General features: G+C 62.7%; 18 protein-coding genes and 1 tRNA gene. 10 read left to right on the top strand and 9 right to left on the bottom strand.

The window, feature by feature from the left end; genetic code table 11:
• Positions 1-272: 272 nt before the first annotated feature.
• The 6 genes from CK227_RS17855 (at position 273) to CK227_RS17830 (ending at position 3,351) form a co-directional block, all read left to right on the top strand.
• Positions 273-569 carry a hypothetical protein gene (locus CK227_RS17855; protein WP_095773790.1) on the top strand — a complete coding sequence of 99 codons (297 nt, stop codon included), beginning with the start codon at positions 273-275 and terminating at the stop codon, positions 567-569.
• A gap of 37 nt (positions 570-606) precedes the next feature.
• Positions 607-680, top strand: a tRNA-Gln gene (locus CK227_RS17850).
• Between the two features lie 395 nt (positions 681-1,075).
• Positions 1,076-1,264: a type II toxin-antitoxin system HicA family toxin gene (locus tag CK227_RS17845; RefSeq protein ID WP_095773789.1), complete on the top strand. Its 189-nt coding sequence runs from the start codon at positions 1,076-1,078 to the stop codon at positions 1,262-1,264.
• Between the two features lie 6 nt (positions 1,265-1,270).
• Positions 1,271-1,672, top strand: coding sequence for a type II toxin-antitoxin system HicB family antitoxin (locus CK227_RS17840; RefSeq protein WP_095773788.1), 402 nt, complete (start codon positions 1,271-1,273; stop codon positions 1,670-1,672).
• A gap of 1,080 nt (positions 1,673-2,752) precedes the next feature.
• Positions 2,753-2,998 carry a DUF982 domain-containing protein gene (locus CK227_RS17835; protein WP_095773787.1) on the top strand — a complete coding sequence of 82 codons (246 nt, stop codon included), beginning with the start codon at positions 2,753-2,755 and terminating at the stop codon, positions 2,996-2,998.
• Between the two features lie 119 nt (positions 2,999-3,117).
• Entirely contained in the window at positions 3,118-3,351 is a 234-nt protein-coding gene (locus CK227_RS17830) for a DUF378 domain-containing protein (RefSeq protein ID WP_019859308.1), read from the top strand.
• Between the two features lie 200 nt (positions 3,352-3,551).
• Here the strand turns inward: CK227_RS17830 and CK227_RS17825 are convergent, their stop codons facing one another.
• A complete protein-coding gene (locus CK227_RS17825; protein ID WP_095773786.1) occupies positions 3,552-4,745 on the bottom strand; it encodes a PAS domain S-box protein in 1,194 nt (397 codons plus the stop codon).
• Between the two features lie 76 nt (positions 4,746-4,821).
• Positions 4,822-5,061 (bottom strand): hypothetical protein, encoded by a 240-nt coding sequence (locus tag CK227_RS17820; RefSeq protein WP_095773785.1) that lies wholly within the window; start codon positions 5,059-5,061, stop codon positions 4,822-4,824.
• Between the two features lie 272 nt (positions 5,062-5,333).
• On the opposite strand from CK227_RS17820, the gene CK227_RS17815 reads away from it, so the two are divergent.
• From CK227_RS17815 to CK227_RS17805, 3 genes are all read left to right on the top strand, one after another.
• Positions 5,334-5,633, top strand: coding sequence for a hypothetical protein (locus CK227_RS17815; protein ID WP_095773784.1), 300 nt, complete (start codon positions 5,334-5,336; stop codon positions 5,631-5,633).
• Positions 5,634-5,813: 180 nt separating this feature from the next.
• Positions 5,814-6,818: an aldo/keto reductase gene (locus tag CK227_RS17810; RefSeq protein WP_095773783.1), complete on the top strand. Its 1,005-nt coding sequence runs from the start codon at positions 5,814-5,816 to the stop codon at positions 6,816-6,818.
• A 377-nt stretch (positions 6,819-7,195) separates the two neighbouring features.
• Positions 7,196-8,023, top strand: coding sequence for a DUF1236 domain-containing protein (locus CK227_RS17805; RefSeq protein ID WP_095773782.1), 828 nt, complete (start codon positions 7,196-7,198; stop codon positions 8,021-8,023).
• Between the two features lie 129 nt (positions 8,024-8,152).
• Here CK227_RS17805 and CK227_RS17800 read toward each other — a convergent pair whose 3' ends face one another.
• The 7 genes from CK227_RS17800 to CK227_RS17770 form a co-directional block, all read right to left on the bottom strand.
• Positions 8,153-8,383 (bottom strand): hypothetical protein, encoded by a 231-nt coding sequence (locus tag CK227_RS17800; RefSeq protein ID WP_095774017.1) that lies wholly within the window; start codon positions 8,381-8,383, stop codon positions 8,153-8,155.
• A 107-nt stretch (positions 8,384-8,490) separates the two neighbouring features.
• A complete protein-coding gene (locus CK227_RS17795) occupies positions 8,491-9,384 on the bottom strand; it encodes an aminoglycoside phosphotransferase family protein (RefSeq protein WP_095774016.1) in 894 nt (297 codons plus the stop codon).
• Positions 9,385-9,506: 122 nt separating this feature from the next.
• Entirely contained in the window at positions 9,507-11,495 is a 1,989-nt protein-coding gene (locus CK227_RS17790; protein WP_179296474.1) for an AI-2E family transporter, read from the bottom strand.
• 210 nt (positions 11,496-11,705) lie between these two features.
• Positions 11,706-12,779, bottom strand: a complete 1,074-nt coding sequence (locus CK227_RS17785; RefSeq protein WP_095773780.1) for a D-alanine--D-alanine ligase family protein — start codon at positions 12,777-12,779, stop codon at positions 11,706-11,708.
• Positions 12,780-12,813: 34 nt separating this feature from the next.
• Positions 12,814-13,431, bottom strand: coding sequence for a C39 family peptidase (locus tag CK227_RS17780; protein ID WP_095773779.1), 618 nt, complete (start codon positions 13,429-13,431; stop codon positions 12,814-12,816).
• A 117-nt stretch (positions 13,432-13,548) separates the two neighbouring features.
• Complete coding sequence (locus tag CK227_RS17775) at positions 13,549-14,064, bottom strand: hypothetical protein (RefSeq protein ID WP_095773778.1); 516 nt, start codon at positions 14,062-14,064, stop codon at positions 13,549-13,551.
• Between the two features lie 208 nt (positions 14,065-14,272).
• Positions 14,273-14,701: a VOC family protein gene (locus tag CK227_RS17770; protein ID WP_095773777.1), complete on the bottom strand. Its 429-nt coding sequence runs from the start codon at positions 14,699-14,701 to the stop codon at positions 14,273-14,275.
• 334 nt (positions 14,702-15,035) lie between these two features.
• Here CK227_RS17770 and CK227_RS17765 point away from each other — a divergent pair, with 334 nt between their 5' ends.
• Positions 15,036-15,290, top strand: a complete 255-nt coding sequence (locus CK227_RS17765) for a hypothetical protein (protein ID WP_245318170.1) — start codon at positions 15,036-15,038, stop codon at positions 15,288-15,290.
• The last annotated feature ends 6 nt before the right edge of the window (positions 15,291-15,296 follow it).

Raw genomic sequence — 15,296 nt, 5'->3', positions numbered from 1 at the left:
GCGGATCGGTCCTTTGCGGGCACGCCTCAAAGCAGTGGTCGCGTCCGCCGCGGAAGGAACAGCATGGCTTCGGGACCCTCGTTTCCGGGCCACCATTGCGGCGTTTCGTAAGGCTTCCTGCCATCCATGACCAGCAATGCGCGATGCCTGATTTGCGCGGGTGGCCTCGCGCCGCCTCTTGCCCCGCGCAATACGCGGCCCGTCGCGGAACGGGCGGACACATGATGGGTTTTATGGGACAATGCAGCACCCCGAACCAAAGAGGAGCCGCCATGCCCGCTCGCCTTCCTGTCCTGTTGATCACCTTGGGCTCCGTGCTCGCCGCGACCAGCCTGGCCGAGGCCCGCCCCGACAGCCGCGGTATGAGCTGCGCCGAGATCCGGGCGATGATCCAGAGCCGTCGCGCCGTGGTGTTGACCACGGGACCGGACACCTATGACCGCTATGTCAGGCAGTTCGGCAATGAATGCGACTGGCCGGAAGTGCCGATGTCGGCCTATATCCCGGCGCGCGACGGGCACTGCCCGGTCTATCGCTGCGAAGAGCCGGTCGACAACTTCCCGAATTGACGCCTCGCCGTCCTGACGGCATAAGCATCGGAGCTTCTCCCGCTTCGTCTAATGGTAGGACAGCGCCCTTTGAAGGCGTGAATCGTGGTTCGAGCCCATGAGCGGGAACCAATCTTGTCAATGGTTTGGTGCGGTCTCGACCGAAATCGTCTGATATCCAGCGATAAACGTGTCCGTATCAGGCGAACGCTGGCCTGCAGGGCGCGAGCATTTGGACACGACCAACTCAAACCTGTTCCGTCATCTTCGGAAACTTGATGTCCTGGATCATGAAGCCGCGGCGCGAGATCGATACGCCTGCAGTTTGTCGACGCTACGGGATTTGCGACACCACCCTAGACCGGTGGCTCGACAACCGCGCAAACGGCTTTCCCCAGCCGCATTGGCGCGGCCGGCGCCGGTTCTGGCTGAGTTCGACGCCTATGATGCGTCGATCTAAGGCAACGGTTTGAAAGGCTGACTTTCATTTTTGTTGCATCTTTCGCACCCAGTGTGTATTTATACACATGAAAAGTGCGGACGTTATCAAGGCCTTGGAGGCCGACGGTTGGTACGAAGTCGCTCGAAAGGGCAGTCATGCACAATTCAAACACAAGAAGAAAGCCGGCAGGGTCACGGTCCCGCACCCCAAAAGGGATATCCCTTTGGGAACTTTGCGGAGCATTGAACGTCAGTCCGGTCTGAAACTGAGGTAGAGAGACATGAAGCAGTATATCGGACTGATCCATAAGGACGCCGACAGCGACTTCGGCGTGTCCTTCCCCGATTTTCCCGGCGTTGTCACCGCCGGCGCCGATCTAGATGACGCTCGCGCTATGGCGGAGGAAGCGCTTGCCTTCCACATCGAAGGGCTTGTGGAAGATGGCGAGGCGATTCCAGAACCTTCCAGCCTGGAAGATGTCATGGCCGACGCCACCAATCGAGACGGCGTTGCAATCTTGGTAGCGGTGAAGACCGAGGCCAAAAAAGCTGTCCGGGTGAACGTCACGCTCCCTGAAGATGTTCTGCGCCGGATTGATGCCTTTGCTGAGGCGCACGGCTATACCCGATCCGGCTTTATCGCGAAGGCAGCTCAAAGGGCCATGGAGCTTGAGGCGACCTAAAGGATCGCGAGACGCTTTCCCGCAGCGACGCCTCCAGCGCTTCGGCAAGATGGCACGATCTCCGGCGGCGGCGGCAACGCAAGGTGCAGCCGCGCCTTGCGGTCCCCTGATCGGGGAGCGCAAAATCCGTGTTTGTGGGCGAGCCCCAAGCTGCCTTCCGCGATCACACCATAGGCCAACGCGGCCATGTGGGTCACAGTGCAATCACAAGCGGTCGATTCCTTCGGGACATAGCCACTGCGAAAGCCTGCTGCGGGTCGCTCCCGTGGCGGGCTTTGCCATGGGGACCAAGGTCCCATGGCCCTCACGCAAAGGTCTGATGTAACCGCTTTGGTTCCGGTATCGTCCATTGGACGTTCCGTTAATTTATCCAATCGCGATATACATTCCTTCATTTGAATGCTTCAGTTGCATTGGTCGTGCCGCATACATAGCCAGCCGGCAGCCGCCCCAGGCCGGTTAGGCCCGGTGCGCTGCTTACCCCAACCAGAGGTGTACCGGGCCGCCTGAGGGATAAAAGCCCGCGCTCTCGGCCAGAGGCGCGCGGGCCGATCGGAAACCCGATCTTCGGCAGGGAATGCCCCCGCCCTGCCGACAAACACAAACAATTAGAAACGACTAATGTTCCATCAGCCCGTCGAATGCCGGTTTCCCGTCGCGCTAAAATCGCCATTCAATTAGCGCAAACTTAATTAGACATTTTGGATTTTAACGAATCGTTGACCGCGCTGTCCTATTTTGGAACAGCGCGGTCAAACCCCAACCGGACCGCGTAGGCGGCTCCGGCAACCCGGCCCCTGTTGCACTGCCGGAGCCGCTACCACACCATACAAAATACCAGCAATGGTTGAATCAACAGTTACCAGGCGTGCTTTACGGTGCGCTACCGACGCTATTTTCCAGCCAGTGCCGCGGATCGGGGAACGCGTTCCGCTTTCGATCTAGGGAGCCCGCGGATCGTGCACCCGAGCGAACATTCGAGGGTGCCGCCACAGCCCAGCCTCACGCGCCAGTGATTGGAACCGGTGAAACTTTGGGCCGACACGCGCGTTTTGCATCAGCAACCTTGTCGAGGTTCCAATGCAACCTGCGTGGTTCTCCAAGCCCGTGGTGGTTTCGGTCGGTGTGGCCGGCGCCACCCGCCACTTGTCCAATACACAACAGGCGATCGAATTGTTGACGACACATTGGCGCGACGCCGGCAGCCTGAAACATCAGTCCGCGCTACGCGCCTGCCGCCGCGCGACAAGCGGCGACGTGCCTCCCGATATCGCCAGGGAGGCTTTGGTCGAGGCCGCGCGCGAGGCGCATATACTGGTCGAGTAGGCCGCGCCGTATTCACGGATCGCAACCCTCATTCACAATTTCGTGATCGACGGAACCGTCTGAAACCGCAAGCGTTTTTTTACGGACGTCTTTTCGTCAGGCAACATCAGGAGGCGTTTATGCGCATCATGAACCTCGTCACTCTCGCCCTCATCATCCTTGGCGGTCTCAACTGGCTGTCCATGGGGGTGACCGGCTATGACGTAATCGGCACGGTCCTTGGGGGCGCCATGCTGGCCCGCCTGGCCTATCTGATCATAGGCCTTGCAGCCATTTGGCAGCTCATGCCGGGCTTCCAGAGCTTCACCGTTGGGGAAGTCGATGCCGAAAGGCATCTCCCGCATCACCGGTGACCGGCAAGCCGGGGCGGCGGAAAACCTGCCGTCCCGTCCCGGTTGAGCACAACGGCCTTTGGCGGGCAGTTCCAGGCGCATCGCCTGATTGTCGCTGATCTTGAACAGTGCCGCGATGGCAGTGGCAGTCAAAACCCTGCCGTTGCCTGACGGAGAGACGACGCCGACGCCAATCTCCTCTTACGGGGGATACGGGACGTTCAGATGCCGAAACCCTGCGCTGCGCCGTCGTCGGCTTCGACACCGGCTTGCGGCACGATGATCGATGCCAGAGGTGCACTGAGCCGCCAGCTGAGACGGCCGGGCGAGCGCTCCAGTTGAGCCGAACCGCCCAGCGACTGCGGCGCCACCCGCTGCAGGACAACGGTGCCGAACCCCTTGCGCGCGCTCTCCTCGCGCTCCGGAGGGGGCGTGGACGTCTCGGTCCAGAGCAGCTGGAAGTCGCGTCCGTCCGATGCACCGACACTCTTGGTGCCCAAGTCACTGGCACCCAAGTCCTTGGCACCCAAGTCCTTGGCGCCCAAGTCCTGGGTGCCGGAGCCCTGGGTGCCGGGGCCTTGGTCGCTTGAGCCGATTGTCCAGGTGATCTCGACCTTGCCGTCTTCGCTGCCCAGCGCGCCATATTTGGAGGAATTCGTGCCGAGCTCGTGGAAAGCCATGCCGAGATTCTGCACCGCATTCGACTGCAGCGTCAGGACCGGGCCGGAGAGCAGGATCTGCTCCTCGCGGCCGAAAGGTTTCAGATGTTCCTGGATCAGGTCGAACAGGCTGGCGCCGGCCCACTCCGAGGTGACGAGCAGATCATGCGAACGCGAAAGCGCCATGATGCGGGCGCGGATCAGTTCCTCGAACTCCTGCGGGTCGCTCGAGCGCCTGCTCGTCTCCCTGACCATCGACAGGATGACCGCGAACTGGTTCTTGACGCGATGGTTGACCTCCCGCATCAGCAGCCTGATCCGGCGCTCACTCTCCTTTGCGGAGGAAATGTCGCGGGCGATCTTGGAGGCGCCGACGATCTCGCCATTGGCGTTCCTGATCGGCGAAACCGTCAGCGAGACGGAGATAAGCGCGCCGTCCTTGCGCCTCCGCGTCGTCTCATAACTCGCCACGCGTTGGCCACTGCGAACCCTGCTGATGATCTCGGTCTCCTCGCTCTTGAGGTGATCGGGGATGAGCATGAGGATCGACTGGCCGATGGCTTCCTCGGCGGTGTAGCCGAACATGCGTTCGGCCGCCAGGTTCCAGCTCGTGATGATGCTGGTCAAATCCTTGCTGATGATGGCATCGAAAGAGGAATCGACGATGGCCGCGAGCCGTGCGTCGGCAGTCGCGTCCTGTTTCTGGTTGTTTGTTGCGATGTCCGCCGTCGCCGCCACGATTTCGCTCATCGGCATGAGGTAGTGCGCGAGCGGATCAAGACAATCTCCCCGGCCGCAATTCGCATGCGGCGCGCCACGGATGAAGCCAGCGTCACTCCGACGGCCGATCGCCCGTCTTGCCGTCGCCGTCGGGCAGCACGCCGAACTCCTGCGACTTGACCCCCTGCTCGGCCGTCAGGAACCCGTCCGAGGAAAGGCCGCGCCGCAGCAGCTCCCGGACCGCTGCCGAGCGGCTCGGCATGCGCTTTTCGAAGCGCCAGTTTTCCAGCGCCGCCAATTCGTCCGTGGTGAGCATGATCTGCAGCCGTTCCGGACGTTCCAGTTCAGCCATGTGCGCGCTCCTCGCTCAGGACTAAAAACACGGTGAGTTAGCATCTAGCTCATTCAGCTTATAAGTATGGTGACCCCCATTATGCGTCAAGACCGGCCAGTGAGGCCTCCGCACATCAAACGCATGATGCTCATCGAACGCCTGATACGCATTCCTGTAATTTAACTAACCAACTGATTTTATTTGTATATTTTCAGATTTCACTTGCCAGACCGATACCCCGAGCGCATGCTTCAACCTGAACAGAAAACCGTTCCCTTTGGGAGGTTTCGATGCGCTACGATTACTCCATGCGCTTGCACGATGACGTCAATGCAGCGGTCGAGAGGGCATTCAAGACGGCCGGCATCGTCAACATCACGGTGACGGCCGAGCAGGTCAGGATCATGAATCTGGCCGAGAATGTCGCCCTCGAGGACATTGAATATCTGGTCCTGCGGGCTGCCCAACTGCTTGGCGCGGCAATCGAATTCGACTCCATGAGCAGCGGTTTGGCGCTGTCTGGAAACGTCGAGGGTGAGGAACGGGCGATCAGCCCCCTCGTTCTTTCGCAGCCGGCCTCGATCCAGTGATGTCGCCCTGACGCCGCGCCCGGTCGCGGCGTCGCTTCCAACATTCGGACTGGCTCCGGCCTGGGCCTGCCTGGCGCCCGGCACCCTTGATCACAGTCGGTTGAGACAGCGCTGCACACCTATGGGAATTGGGCGCGTGCTCTATATGGTGCTGCAAACCCCAACCGGAGCAGCGCAGCCATGACCCTCGCGACACGAAAACTCGGCAGCCAGGGATTGAAAGTCTCGGCCATCGGCCTCGGCTGCATGGGCATGAGCCAGTCCTACGGCCCGGCCGACGAGGCCGAGTCCATCGCCACGCTGCATCGCGCGATCGAACTTGGCTGCACCTTCCTGGATACCGCCGAGGTCTATGGCCCGCACACCAACGAGGCACTTCTCGGCCGGGCGCTGAAGGGCAAGCGCGACCAGGTGACGATCGCCACCAAATTCGGCTTCCGCATCGAAAACGGCAAGCAGCTCAGCGGCGTCGACAGCCGGCCCGAGCATATCCGCGAGGTTGTGGAAGCCTCGCTCGTCCGGCTCGCCACCGACCATATCGACCTGCTCTACCAGCACCGCGTCGACCCTGACGTGCCGATGGAGGATGTCGCCGGCGCGGTCGGCAAGCTTGTGGCCGCGGGCAAGGTGCGCTTTTTCGGCCTGTCGGAGGCAGGTGGCGCCAACATCCGCCGGGCGCATGCCGTCTTTCCCGTCTCGGCGCTGCAGAGTGAATATTCGCTGTGGGAACGCAATCTGGAGCCGGAGATCATCCCGCTGCTCAAGGAACTCGGCATCGGCTTGGTGCCGTTCTCGCCGCTCGGCCGCGGCTTCCTCACCGGCGATGTCAAGCGCGCCGAGGATTATCCGGAAGGCGACTACCGTCGCAACGACCCGCGCTACCAGGGCGAAAATTACGACGCCAATGTCGATGCGGCCGGCACGGTACGCGACATCGCGGCCGCCCGGGGCGTCAAGCCAGGACAGATCGCGCTGGCCTGGCTGCTCGGCAAAGGCGGCGATTTCGCTGTCGATATCGTGCCGATCCCCGGCACCAAGCGCAGAAAATACCTGGAGGAGAACATCGCCGCCGCCTCGCTGAAACTCGACGCCGCCGAAATGGCCGCACTGGACGAGGCGCTGGCGCCGGGAAAAATCGCTGGCCCGCGCTATGGCGAGCGCGGCATGGCGATGGTCGATCGGTAGCTCCAGGGCGTTCATCGCAAGCGGCATTGAATACGGGAAGCGGATGCTTTTCTCCTCGGCAGTCTGCCGCTGAAGTCCATTGGTGATGGCTCAAAGCCTCCCAGCCCGACGATGGCAGCTGCCCGCGAAGGAATGGCCGGACAGACATTCTGCTGTCGCAAACCGTCGGTCGAAGATCGGAGCGGCAGGGCCCGCCACGGGGAAGCGGCGGGCCCGGATGGGCTTGGATCACTGAAGTCGGGCTCCCGCCGCAACGCCCTCGGATGTGGGTTGTTCCTTCAAATTTCCGCCTGTCGCTTTTGCCAATTCGCCTGGAACGAAATTTTTTCGTCGAGGTTTATCCCGCGAAGGGACTGATGCTTTCGAGGAGACCTCCCATGAAGCATATGTTGATCACCAGCATGCTCGCGCTCGGCATCGGATGCGGTGCCGCGGTGGCTCAGACACAGCCGGCTGAAACTCAGTCGGGCGGTGACGCCAATTGCGCGGCCGGCGCGGCCAACTGTCAAAAAGGCTCGAAGATGAAGATGGGCGAGCAGGCCCAAGGCAAGGCCAAGGCCAAGGCGGACCAGCAGGCCCAGGGCAACCCGAAGCCCAAGACCGACGAGCAGGCTCAGGGCAAGGCCAAGGTCGAGACCGACCAGGCCCAGGGCAAGGCAGGTGCGACCACCGATCAACAGGCTCAGGGCAACGCCAAGGTCCAGACGGACCAGCAGGCCCAGGGCAAGGCAAATGCAACCACCGATCAACAGGCTCAGGGCAACGCCAAGGTCCAGACGGACCAGCAGGCCCAGGGCAAGGCAAATGCGACCACCGATCAGCAGGCTCAGGGTAAGGCCAAGGTCCAGACCGACCAGCAGGCCCAGGGCGAGGCAAATGCGGCCACCGATCAGCAGGCTCAGGGCAAGACCTCGACACAGACTGATCAGGGTTCGACTGCCTCTATCAGCAATGTGACGGTCGAACAGAAAACCCAGATCACCCAGGTCATCAAGGAGACCCGGGTCGAGCCGGTGTCCAATGTCGATTTCGACATTTCGGTCGGCATCGAAGTTCCGCGGCACAAGATCCGGCTGCATCGTCTGCCGGCGCGCATCGTCAAGATTGTTCCGGCCTATGAAAGCTACGAGTATTTCGTATTGGCCGACGGTCGGATCGTCATAGTCGATCCAGACACGTTGAAGATCGTCCTTATCCTGACCTGACTTGGGCCAACGCTCTGAAACGCCCGCACACCCAGGTGGCGGGCGTTTCCATGAGATCTGCCGTTGAATCAATTGTGGGCGGAGGCTGCCGTGTTCGGGGACAAGGCCGGGGATCTAGCCGCCAGGACGTCAAAGCTGGATTTCAGCGCCTGCCTGTTCGTCGAACAAAACCGGGCAGCCTCGTGCAAGCGCTACCTTGGAAAGGGCGTTCGCCACCACATCGTCCGGTGACACGAAATCGCCGGTCAGCACCCGCAACTCTTCCACGCCTTCAGCCATCGAGACAAAATTTCCGACCACGCGGTCGTGCTTGCAGGCCTCGACCACGTAAAGCAGATCGACCAGTTCGAAGCTGCGCATGTTCAGCCTCCAAAAAAACGTCCATTGCAGGATCATGAAACGCGTTGGCGGAGCGTAATGTTCCGACAGACCCGACTTAGCTCTGGCTCGCCGCCGGCAACCAGAGCTCAGATGTCAGGATCGTCGAGAATGCGAGCGAGCGTGCTGCGCCCCAGCGCGCTCATGGCTGGGTTGGTGCCACGGTAATACCAGACGAGACCCATGGCCTGCTGGAACGCCCAGGCAGCACCGCGCTTCCATAAGAGGTCCTCGACCTGAAGGCCGCTGCGAAAGGCCGCCCTTCGCTCGCGGTCGAGAAGATGCCACGCCACCACCAGATCCAGCGACGGATCGGCCGGCCCGAAACTGCCGCCATCAAGCACGCCGACAAGACGCTCGCCCTGCACGAGAAGGTTTGCCGGGATAAGGTCCTTGTGACTCATCACGACAGGCCCGGCGGCGGGCAACTCCCGCAACCGGGCCCACAAATCGCGCAGTCGGGCCACATCAAGCAGGCCATCGCTGTTTTCAAAGCAGACAGCCATCCAATCGTCATGATCGGGGAGATGTCCGCCACGTCCTTGCCCGTCGAAGCGCCGGCCCCGTGTGTCCGCCTTGCGCAACGATGCCACGAGGCTTGCAAGGTCAAGCGCGAACATCGTCGATCCACTTAGCCCGTGCGGCGTGGCAACCTCGCCTTCGATCCACGTTTGCAATGCCCATGGCATTGGATATCGAGGACCGGGCTCGCCGAGCCCAATCGGGCGTGGCGTCGCAAACAGGCAATGTTCGCCGATCTCGACCATGGCAGCGGCCTCCGACCGAAGCATATCGGCGCATTCGGCAGGGTTCATCGCCCGCAGCGGGAAGCGCGCAGCGCTCTTCGAGCCGATGCGGAAGATGGCGTTGACGGTTCCCGACGATCCGACCGAGGTGATGTGCTCATGACGATATTGGGGAAACTGATCGTCGATCATCTGGCGGGCGATATCGATGTCGATATCCACCTGATCGTCATGCATCATGTGTTCTCGTCCTGCCGGGCATGATCCGCTGGCGCCGACGACCGGGATGCGGCGCAAAGCCACTATAAGCGCCCTTACCGGTAGGTCGAACCAGCGCTCGCGGCGATCGGCTTCTGCCCCTAGCCCGCCGCCGCGGCCGGCACCTTCCTTGGCGCGGCGCGCGGCCGGCGCATGCGCCGTTTGGCGACGAGCTTCAGCGCCACCGGCGGCTCGTTCGACAGCGCGCCGGTCACGGCGTCGACCATGCCGTGGGCGACGAAATCCGCGTTGATGTCCTGGGCGAGCTTGGCCGCCGCTTCCTTGTCTCCGTTGCCGGTTTCCGACCAGAACACGATGCCCACCCGAAGCGCCGCCTTCGCGCGCTTCAGCCGCCGAACCAGAAAGCGGGCATGCTTGACGGAATCGCGGTTGAGGAAGCCGACCACCACCGTGTCGACTGTCTCGAGCTCGAGATGGCGGATGCCGGCGGGTTCCATGTCGACGAAGTCAGCCTTCGACACGGTCGCTCCCTGGACCTCCAGCACTTGCGCCAGCATCGCCGCGGCGGCGTCGTCGAGCTCGCCGCGCCCGCCGGCGCAAAGCACCGATAGGCCACTGCCGTCGGGCAGCTCGGCCTCGTCCTCGGCGGCGGCATCGCCGGGCTCGCCCCCTTCCCCGGCCACATGCCGGCTTTCGTCCTCGGCCGCCTCCTCCTTGGCATCATCTTCGAGATTGGCCACCAGCGCGAGCGCGCTGGCCGCCACCTGCCGCCTTTGCAGGTCGCCCATGACGCCGCGCACACGGTCGCGCTCGCCCAGCAAAAGGGCGGGAACAGCCACCTTGTCGTAGAATTCGACCAGATATTTTTCCTCGAGCATTTCCTCCGCGTGATCGGTGGCCTCGTCCGGGTCGCCGGCCAGGAGCCGCTGGTACAGCCGCGCATGCGGTTCCAGCACCGGCTCGTTGCCGAACAGCACGTCGAGGAATTCAAACTGCGGTACGTGCCTGCCCAGCACCACGAGGCAGACGGTGAGGGGCGTCGACAGGACGAGCCCGAGCGGCCCCCACAGCCACGTCCAGAAGATCGCCGCGACGATGATCGCCAGCGGCGACAGCCCGGTTCGCGAGCCGTACAGCCAGGGCTCGACGACATTGCCGGTGACCAGTTCCATCACCACGAACAGGGCCGCCGTCCACAACACGAGCGACCAGCCGGGAGCCACGGCAAGCGCCAGGAACAGCGGCAAAAGCATGCCGATGGCCGGACCGATATAGGGAACGAACCGCAGCGCCAGCGCCAGCAGGCCCCACAACAGCGCATTGGGAATGCCAAGGATCCACAGCCCGATCGCAATCGGTATGGCGTAGAGGATGTTGACCACCAATTGCATGAGCAGGTAGCGGCCCACGCGCTTGGCTGCATCCTGAAGCGCCTCGGTGGTGCGGTGAAGGTCGCCATAGCCGACAAGCCGGATGAAGCGGTCGCGCAAATCCTCCCGCTCGAGCAGCATGAAGATGACGACGACGACGATCAGTCCAGCCGATCCCAGCGGGCTGATCAGCGGACCGACGATGTTCTGCAGGACTTCGAGCGGCCTTTCACGCGCAACGATCTCGACCGGCACCGGTTCGCGCGGCGGCTTGTCGGGCGTGGCGGCCGGCAGCGTGGCGTCCTGCCTGTCGATCTCCTGGCCGACACGCTCGACCACGCTGCTCAACCTGGCGATGATCCCGCCCCCGACGCCGGTTTCCTTGAGCGAGCGGATCTTGGCCAGGATGTTGGTCTGGTAGACCGGAATGTTCTGCGCCAGCTCGCTGACCTGCGTGGCGACGACGAAGCTGAACAGGGCAAGGGCCGCGAAGGCGCCGAGCACACTGGCGATGACCGCAGCGATCCGGGGAATGCCGACCCGTTTGAGCGCCGAAACCAAAGGCGCCAGCGCGAAGGTCAAAAGCAGCGCGATCGCGATCGGCAGGAACACCTCGCGGCCGAAATACAGCGCAGCCACCGTCGTCACGGTGGTCGCCACATTGGGCAATGCGGTTCGCGGACGGGGCGCGGCGGCCGAAAGAATATCGTCCAGCCCATGCGCCTCGGACGCCGTCCCGTTTCGACGATTGGCCGCCACTTGCTGTCTCTCCCCCTGCCAGCGGCCATGGTCTGACATATTGAGCCGGCGTGCAACATTTGCCGGCAGACCGCTGGTTACCCTTCAATTCCGGGCGGGTCAGTATGTTCCCTGCGGCCGGAGGCAATGGAAAGAAGTGATTTTATCCGCTCGTCGGGATTCACGCCGCAGGGCGGACGGCAAGCCTGGCGTGACGCTGCACGGAGCCGATCAGCGCGCCCCGTGCCTTGCCAGCGCGTGCTCGATCAGCACGTCGATCACCTTGCTGTAGCCGATGCCGGCCGCGGCAAGCGCCTTGGCGTACATCGAGATGTCGGTGAAGCCGGGCAGCGTGTTGACCTCGTTGACCAGCAGCGAACCGTCGGCGCGCAGGAAGAAGTCGACGCGCGCCATGGCCTCGCAACCGAGCGCCCGGAAAGCCCGCGCGGCCATCTCGCTCGTCCTGGCAACGACATCGGCCGGGACATCGGCGGGCACCTTGACCAGCGCGCCGTCGGCATCGAGATATTTGGCCTCATAGGTGTAGAAGCCATGCTTGCCGGCGGGAATGATCTCGCCCGGCAGCGAAACCGTCAGCGAGCCGTCGGCCCGCTCCAGCACCGAGCACTCGATCTCGCGGCCGTCGACGAACTCTTCGATCAGCGCCTTGCTGTCATAGCGCAAAGCCGTTTCGACCGCCTGCTCGAAGCCATCCCTGTCATGCACCTTGCTCACCCCGAAGGACGAGCCCTGGCGCGCTGGCTTGGCGAAGAAAGGCAGCCCAAGCGCCCCGGCAATCTCCTGGAACGAACCGACATCGCCTCTCAGCACGGTGACCGAGCGGGCAACGGCAAGCCCGGCCTCGCGCAGCAGCCGCTTGGCGACATCCTTGTCCATGGCGGCGGCGGAAGCCAGGATGCCGCAGCCGACATAGGCGACATCGGCAACCTCGGCATAGCCCTGTACCGAACCGTCCTCGCCGAACGGCCCGTGCAGCACGGGAAAGACGACATCGACGGGGTCAGGCTGTTCGCCATTCTTGGTGAGAGCCATCAGCCGGCCCTTGCCGCCGGGCAGCAGCGCGACCTCCATACCATCCTCCGACACCGGAGCCCCTGCCCCGTCGGCGCCGGCCTCGGACGAAGGCTGCAGCAACCACCTGCCCTCCCTGGAAATGGCGATCGGCACCACCTCGTAGCGCGTCCGGTCGATCGCCTTCAGCACATTGGCGGCCGACAGCCGCGACACGTCATGCTCGGCCGAGCGCCCGCCATAGAGGATGGCGACCCTGATCCTATCCTTCATTGAAAAGCCTGTTCTTCATCGAAATCCCTCGAAATCAAATTGTGACGGCAATGCCGCGATTGGCAAAGAAACGGTCGAAATCGGCTGGCGCCAACACTGCGTTGGCCTGTGTGGCGCTGGTATGGCCGGATGGGTTGTGAAAGCGAAAACCGTCCTGCGACGCCGCGGTGACCAGCACCAGATGGCCGCCCTTCGACGGCGGCTCGCGCTCGGGCCAGCGGATCGAACTGCTGACCGAGGCGATGAAGAAGCGTGACTGCCTGAGGATCGCCGGAATGTCCGACGTCGCGACATTGGTCATCACCTGCGCCTCCAGGCCGAATTCCGCCTGCACGAAGGTGACGAAGGGCGCGTAGATCAGGCCCTTGATCGAGCCTTCGTTGACGACATAGCCGCCATATACGGTGCAGCGTCTGGCCAGTTCGATGGTCGGCACGATCTCGCCGCGCGTTGCCAGGATCATTTTCAGGCACGCCATGCCGCAGATGTTGGCGGCCCAGACCGCGTATTCGTCGAGGCTTTTCGCGCCCGACCCTTGCCATAGCGGATCGCGCCGCAGCGCCACTTCGGCGCCATCGGCGAGCACGGCCAGCGTCATGTCAGGCGTTTCCCACTGGCTGAAAAACGGCACCGCTCCAGGCAACGGGTTCATACGGATTTCTCGGATAGCTGGCACGATCTCGTATACGAGATTCGAGATCGTTGGAAAGCCGCTTAGGCCCCCGAACACCGAAAGCCCTGACGGGCAACGCCGCGCGGCGCCGCCGGCCTACTCGGCCTTCGTCCAGCCGAAGACCAGCCAGGCGTATTTCGATTTCTCGTCGGGCTCGGCGGTGTAGGTCATCTGGATGTCGCCGTCCTTGGCGTAGATGTCGAGCCTGGGCGCCGTGTCCAGCTTGAGCCACAGCGAGCTCTTGCTGAAGGACCAGGTTCCGCACCAGACGCAGGCGCCCGACGCCGCGTCACCCGGCTGATGGAAATTGTAGCGGCCGTCCGCCGTGATCTCCAGATAGTCGAACGCGCCGTAGAAGGCGGTCACCGTCTGCTGAAACGCGGCGGCCGCCGCTTCCTGTTCGGGCGTCGGCGCATCCTTCATGTCGCGCGGCGGGCGGATGGCTGAGCCGCTGAGCTTCCATTTGCCGACAAAGTCCTTCTTGGTCGGAAGATATTCCTCCTGAGCCTGCGCCGATGAAATATAAGAAACTGATAATATGCTTGTCGGCAAGATGGCTCCGCCCGCAAGTAAAAGCGTGGCGGCGCAGATTGCCCTGGTCGATTTTTGCATGAAATATATTTCTCCACGATGGGAAAGGATGTCTCGGTCCAGTGGAAATTTAGGGCGTACCTTGCCTGGACGCCGATTCCAACCGCCTTTGCACGGTTAGCATTGGGGCCAGCGACCTGGCAACGACGGGACGCCGTCAATCCCCGTTGGGCCAGCAGGCGCGCAAAATGCCGCCGGCGGTGGCCGCGGCTGCGTTCGATGGAAGCCCCTAGAAGGTGATCTTCACCGAAGCGACGCTGCGCGTATGCGCACCGTGATGGACGGCCTCGATGTTGTTGCCGTCGGGGTCGAGCAGGAAGGCGGCGTAATAGCCGGGATGATAGGGCCGCTCGCCCGGCGCGCCATTGTCCGTGCCGCCGGCCGCTAGCCCGGCCTTGTGGAAGGCATCGACCATCGCGTGGTCCCTGGCCTGGAAGGCCAGATGGTGACGGCCAGTGAGTTTTCCCAGTGCTGCCCGGCTGTCGGCGCTGGAGATGAACAGCTCATCGGACCAGAAATAATCCTTGCCAGTCCCGCCGATCGGCACGCCGAGCACCTGCAAGACCGCCTCGTAGAAACGCCGGCTGGCGGCGAGATCCCTTACCACCAGCTGGATGTGGTCGATGAGCCGGCCGCGATGCAGTTCCTGGGTTTCCACGAAAATCCTCCTCGCAATGTTCCAAATCTAAATTCGCTTGGGGCGCCGTCAATGCGGGCGGGCGCAGGCTACTGACAGCCGCTGCCTTCCGGCGTCGCCGCCGAAAATCCCGCCCTTCGGTCCTCTGCAAATGAAAAGCCCGCCGGAGAGGGGAACCCGGCGGGCTTTGGAAGGCCTCGTTGACCAGGCCTTCAGATGTCTGCGGGGGATCAGACACCTAGGAACACCTGTCGGCTGAAGAGGTTCCACCCCGATCTTTTTTCGGGAGAAAATTCTCCTGACGGGAACTTTCCGATCAAACCGGAGTTTCGTGGCGCGGCGGGAGGAACCACGATTGGATTGTTTTGAGAGACTGGAAGCGCTTATCGACAGCGCCGGGGCCGGCGATGTCGAGGAGGCAAACGCCTTGCTGCGGCACTTCAAGGGCAAGTCGCACGCGGTCGCCACGGCAATGGACGAGTTCATGCTCGACTTCGTGACATTGGTCTTCGTCGTCGAGACCGGCGAGGAAGATTTTGAAAAACCGCTCCGCAAACTGGCGCGCACCAGGCTTGCGATACTCAGGCACCTGGTCACCGTGACGGCGTAGAAATGC

This window comes from Mesorhizobium sp. WSM4308, assembly GCF_002294905.1.
Lineage (GTDB): Bacteria > Pseudomonadota > Alphaproteobacteria > Rhizobiales > Rhizobiaceae > Mesorhizobium.
This window is presented reverse-complemented; position numbering and strand designations above follow the sequence as displayed.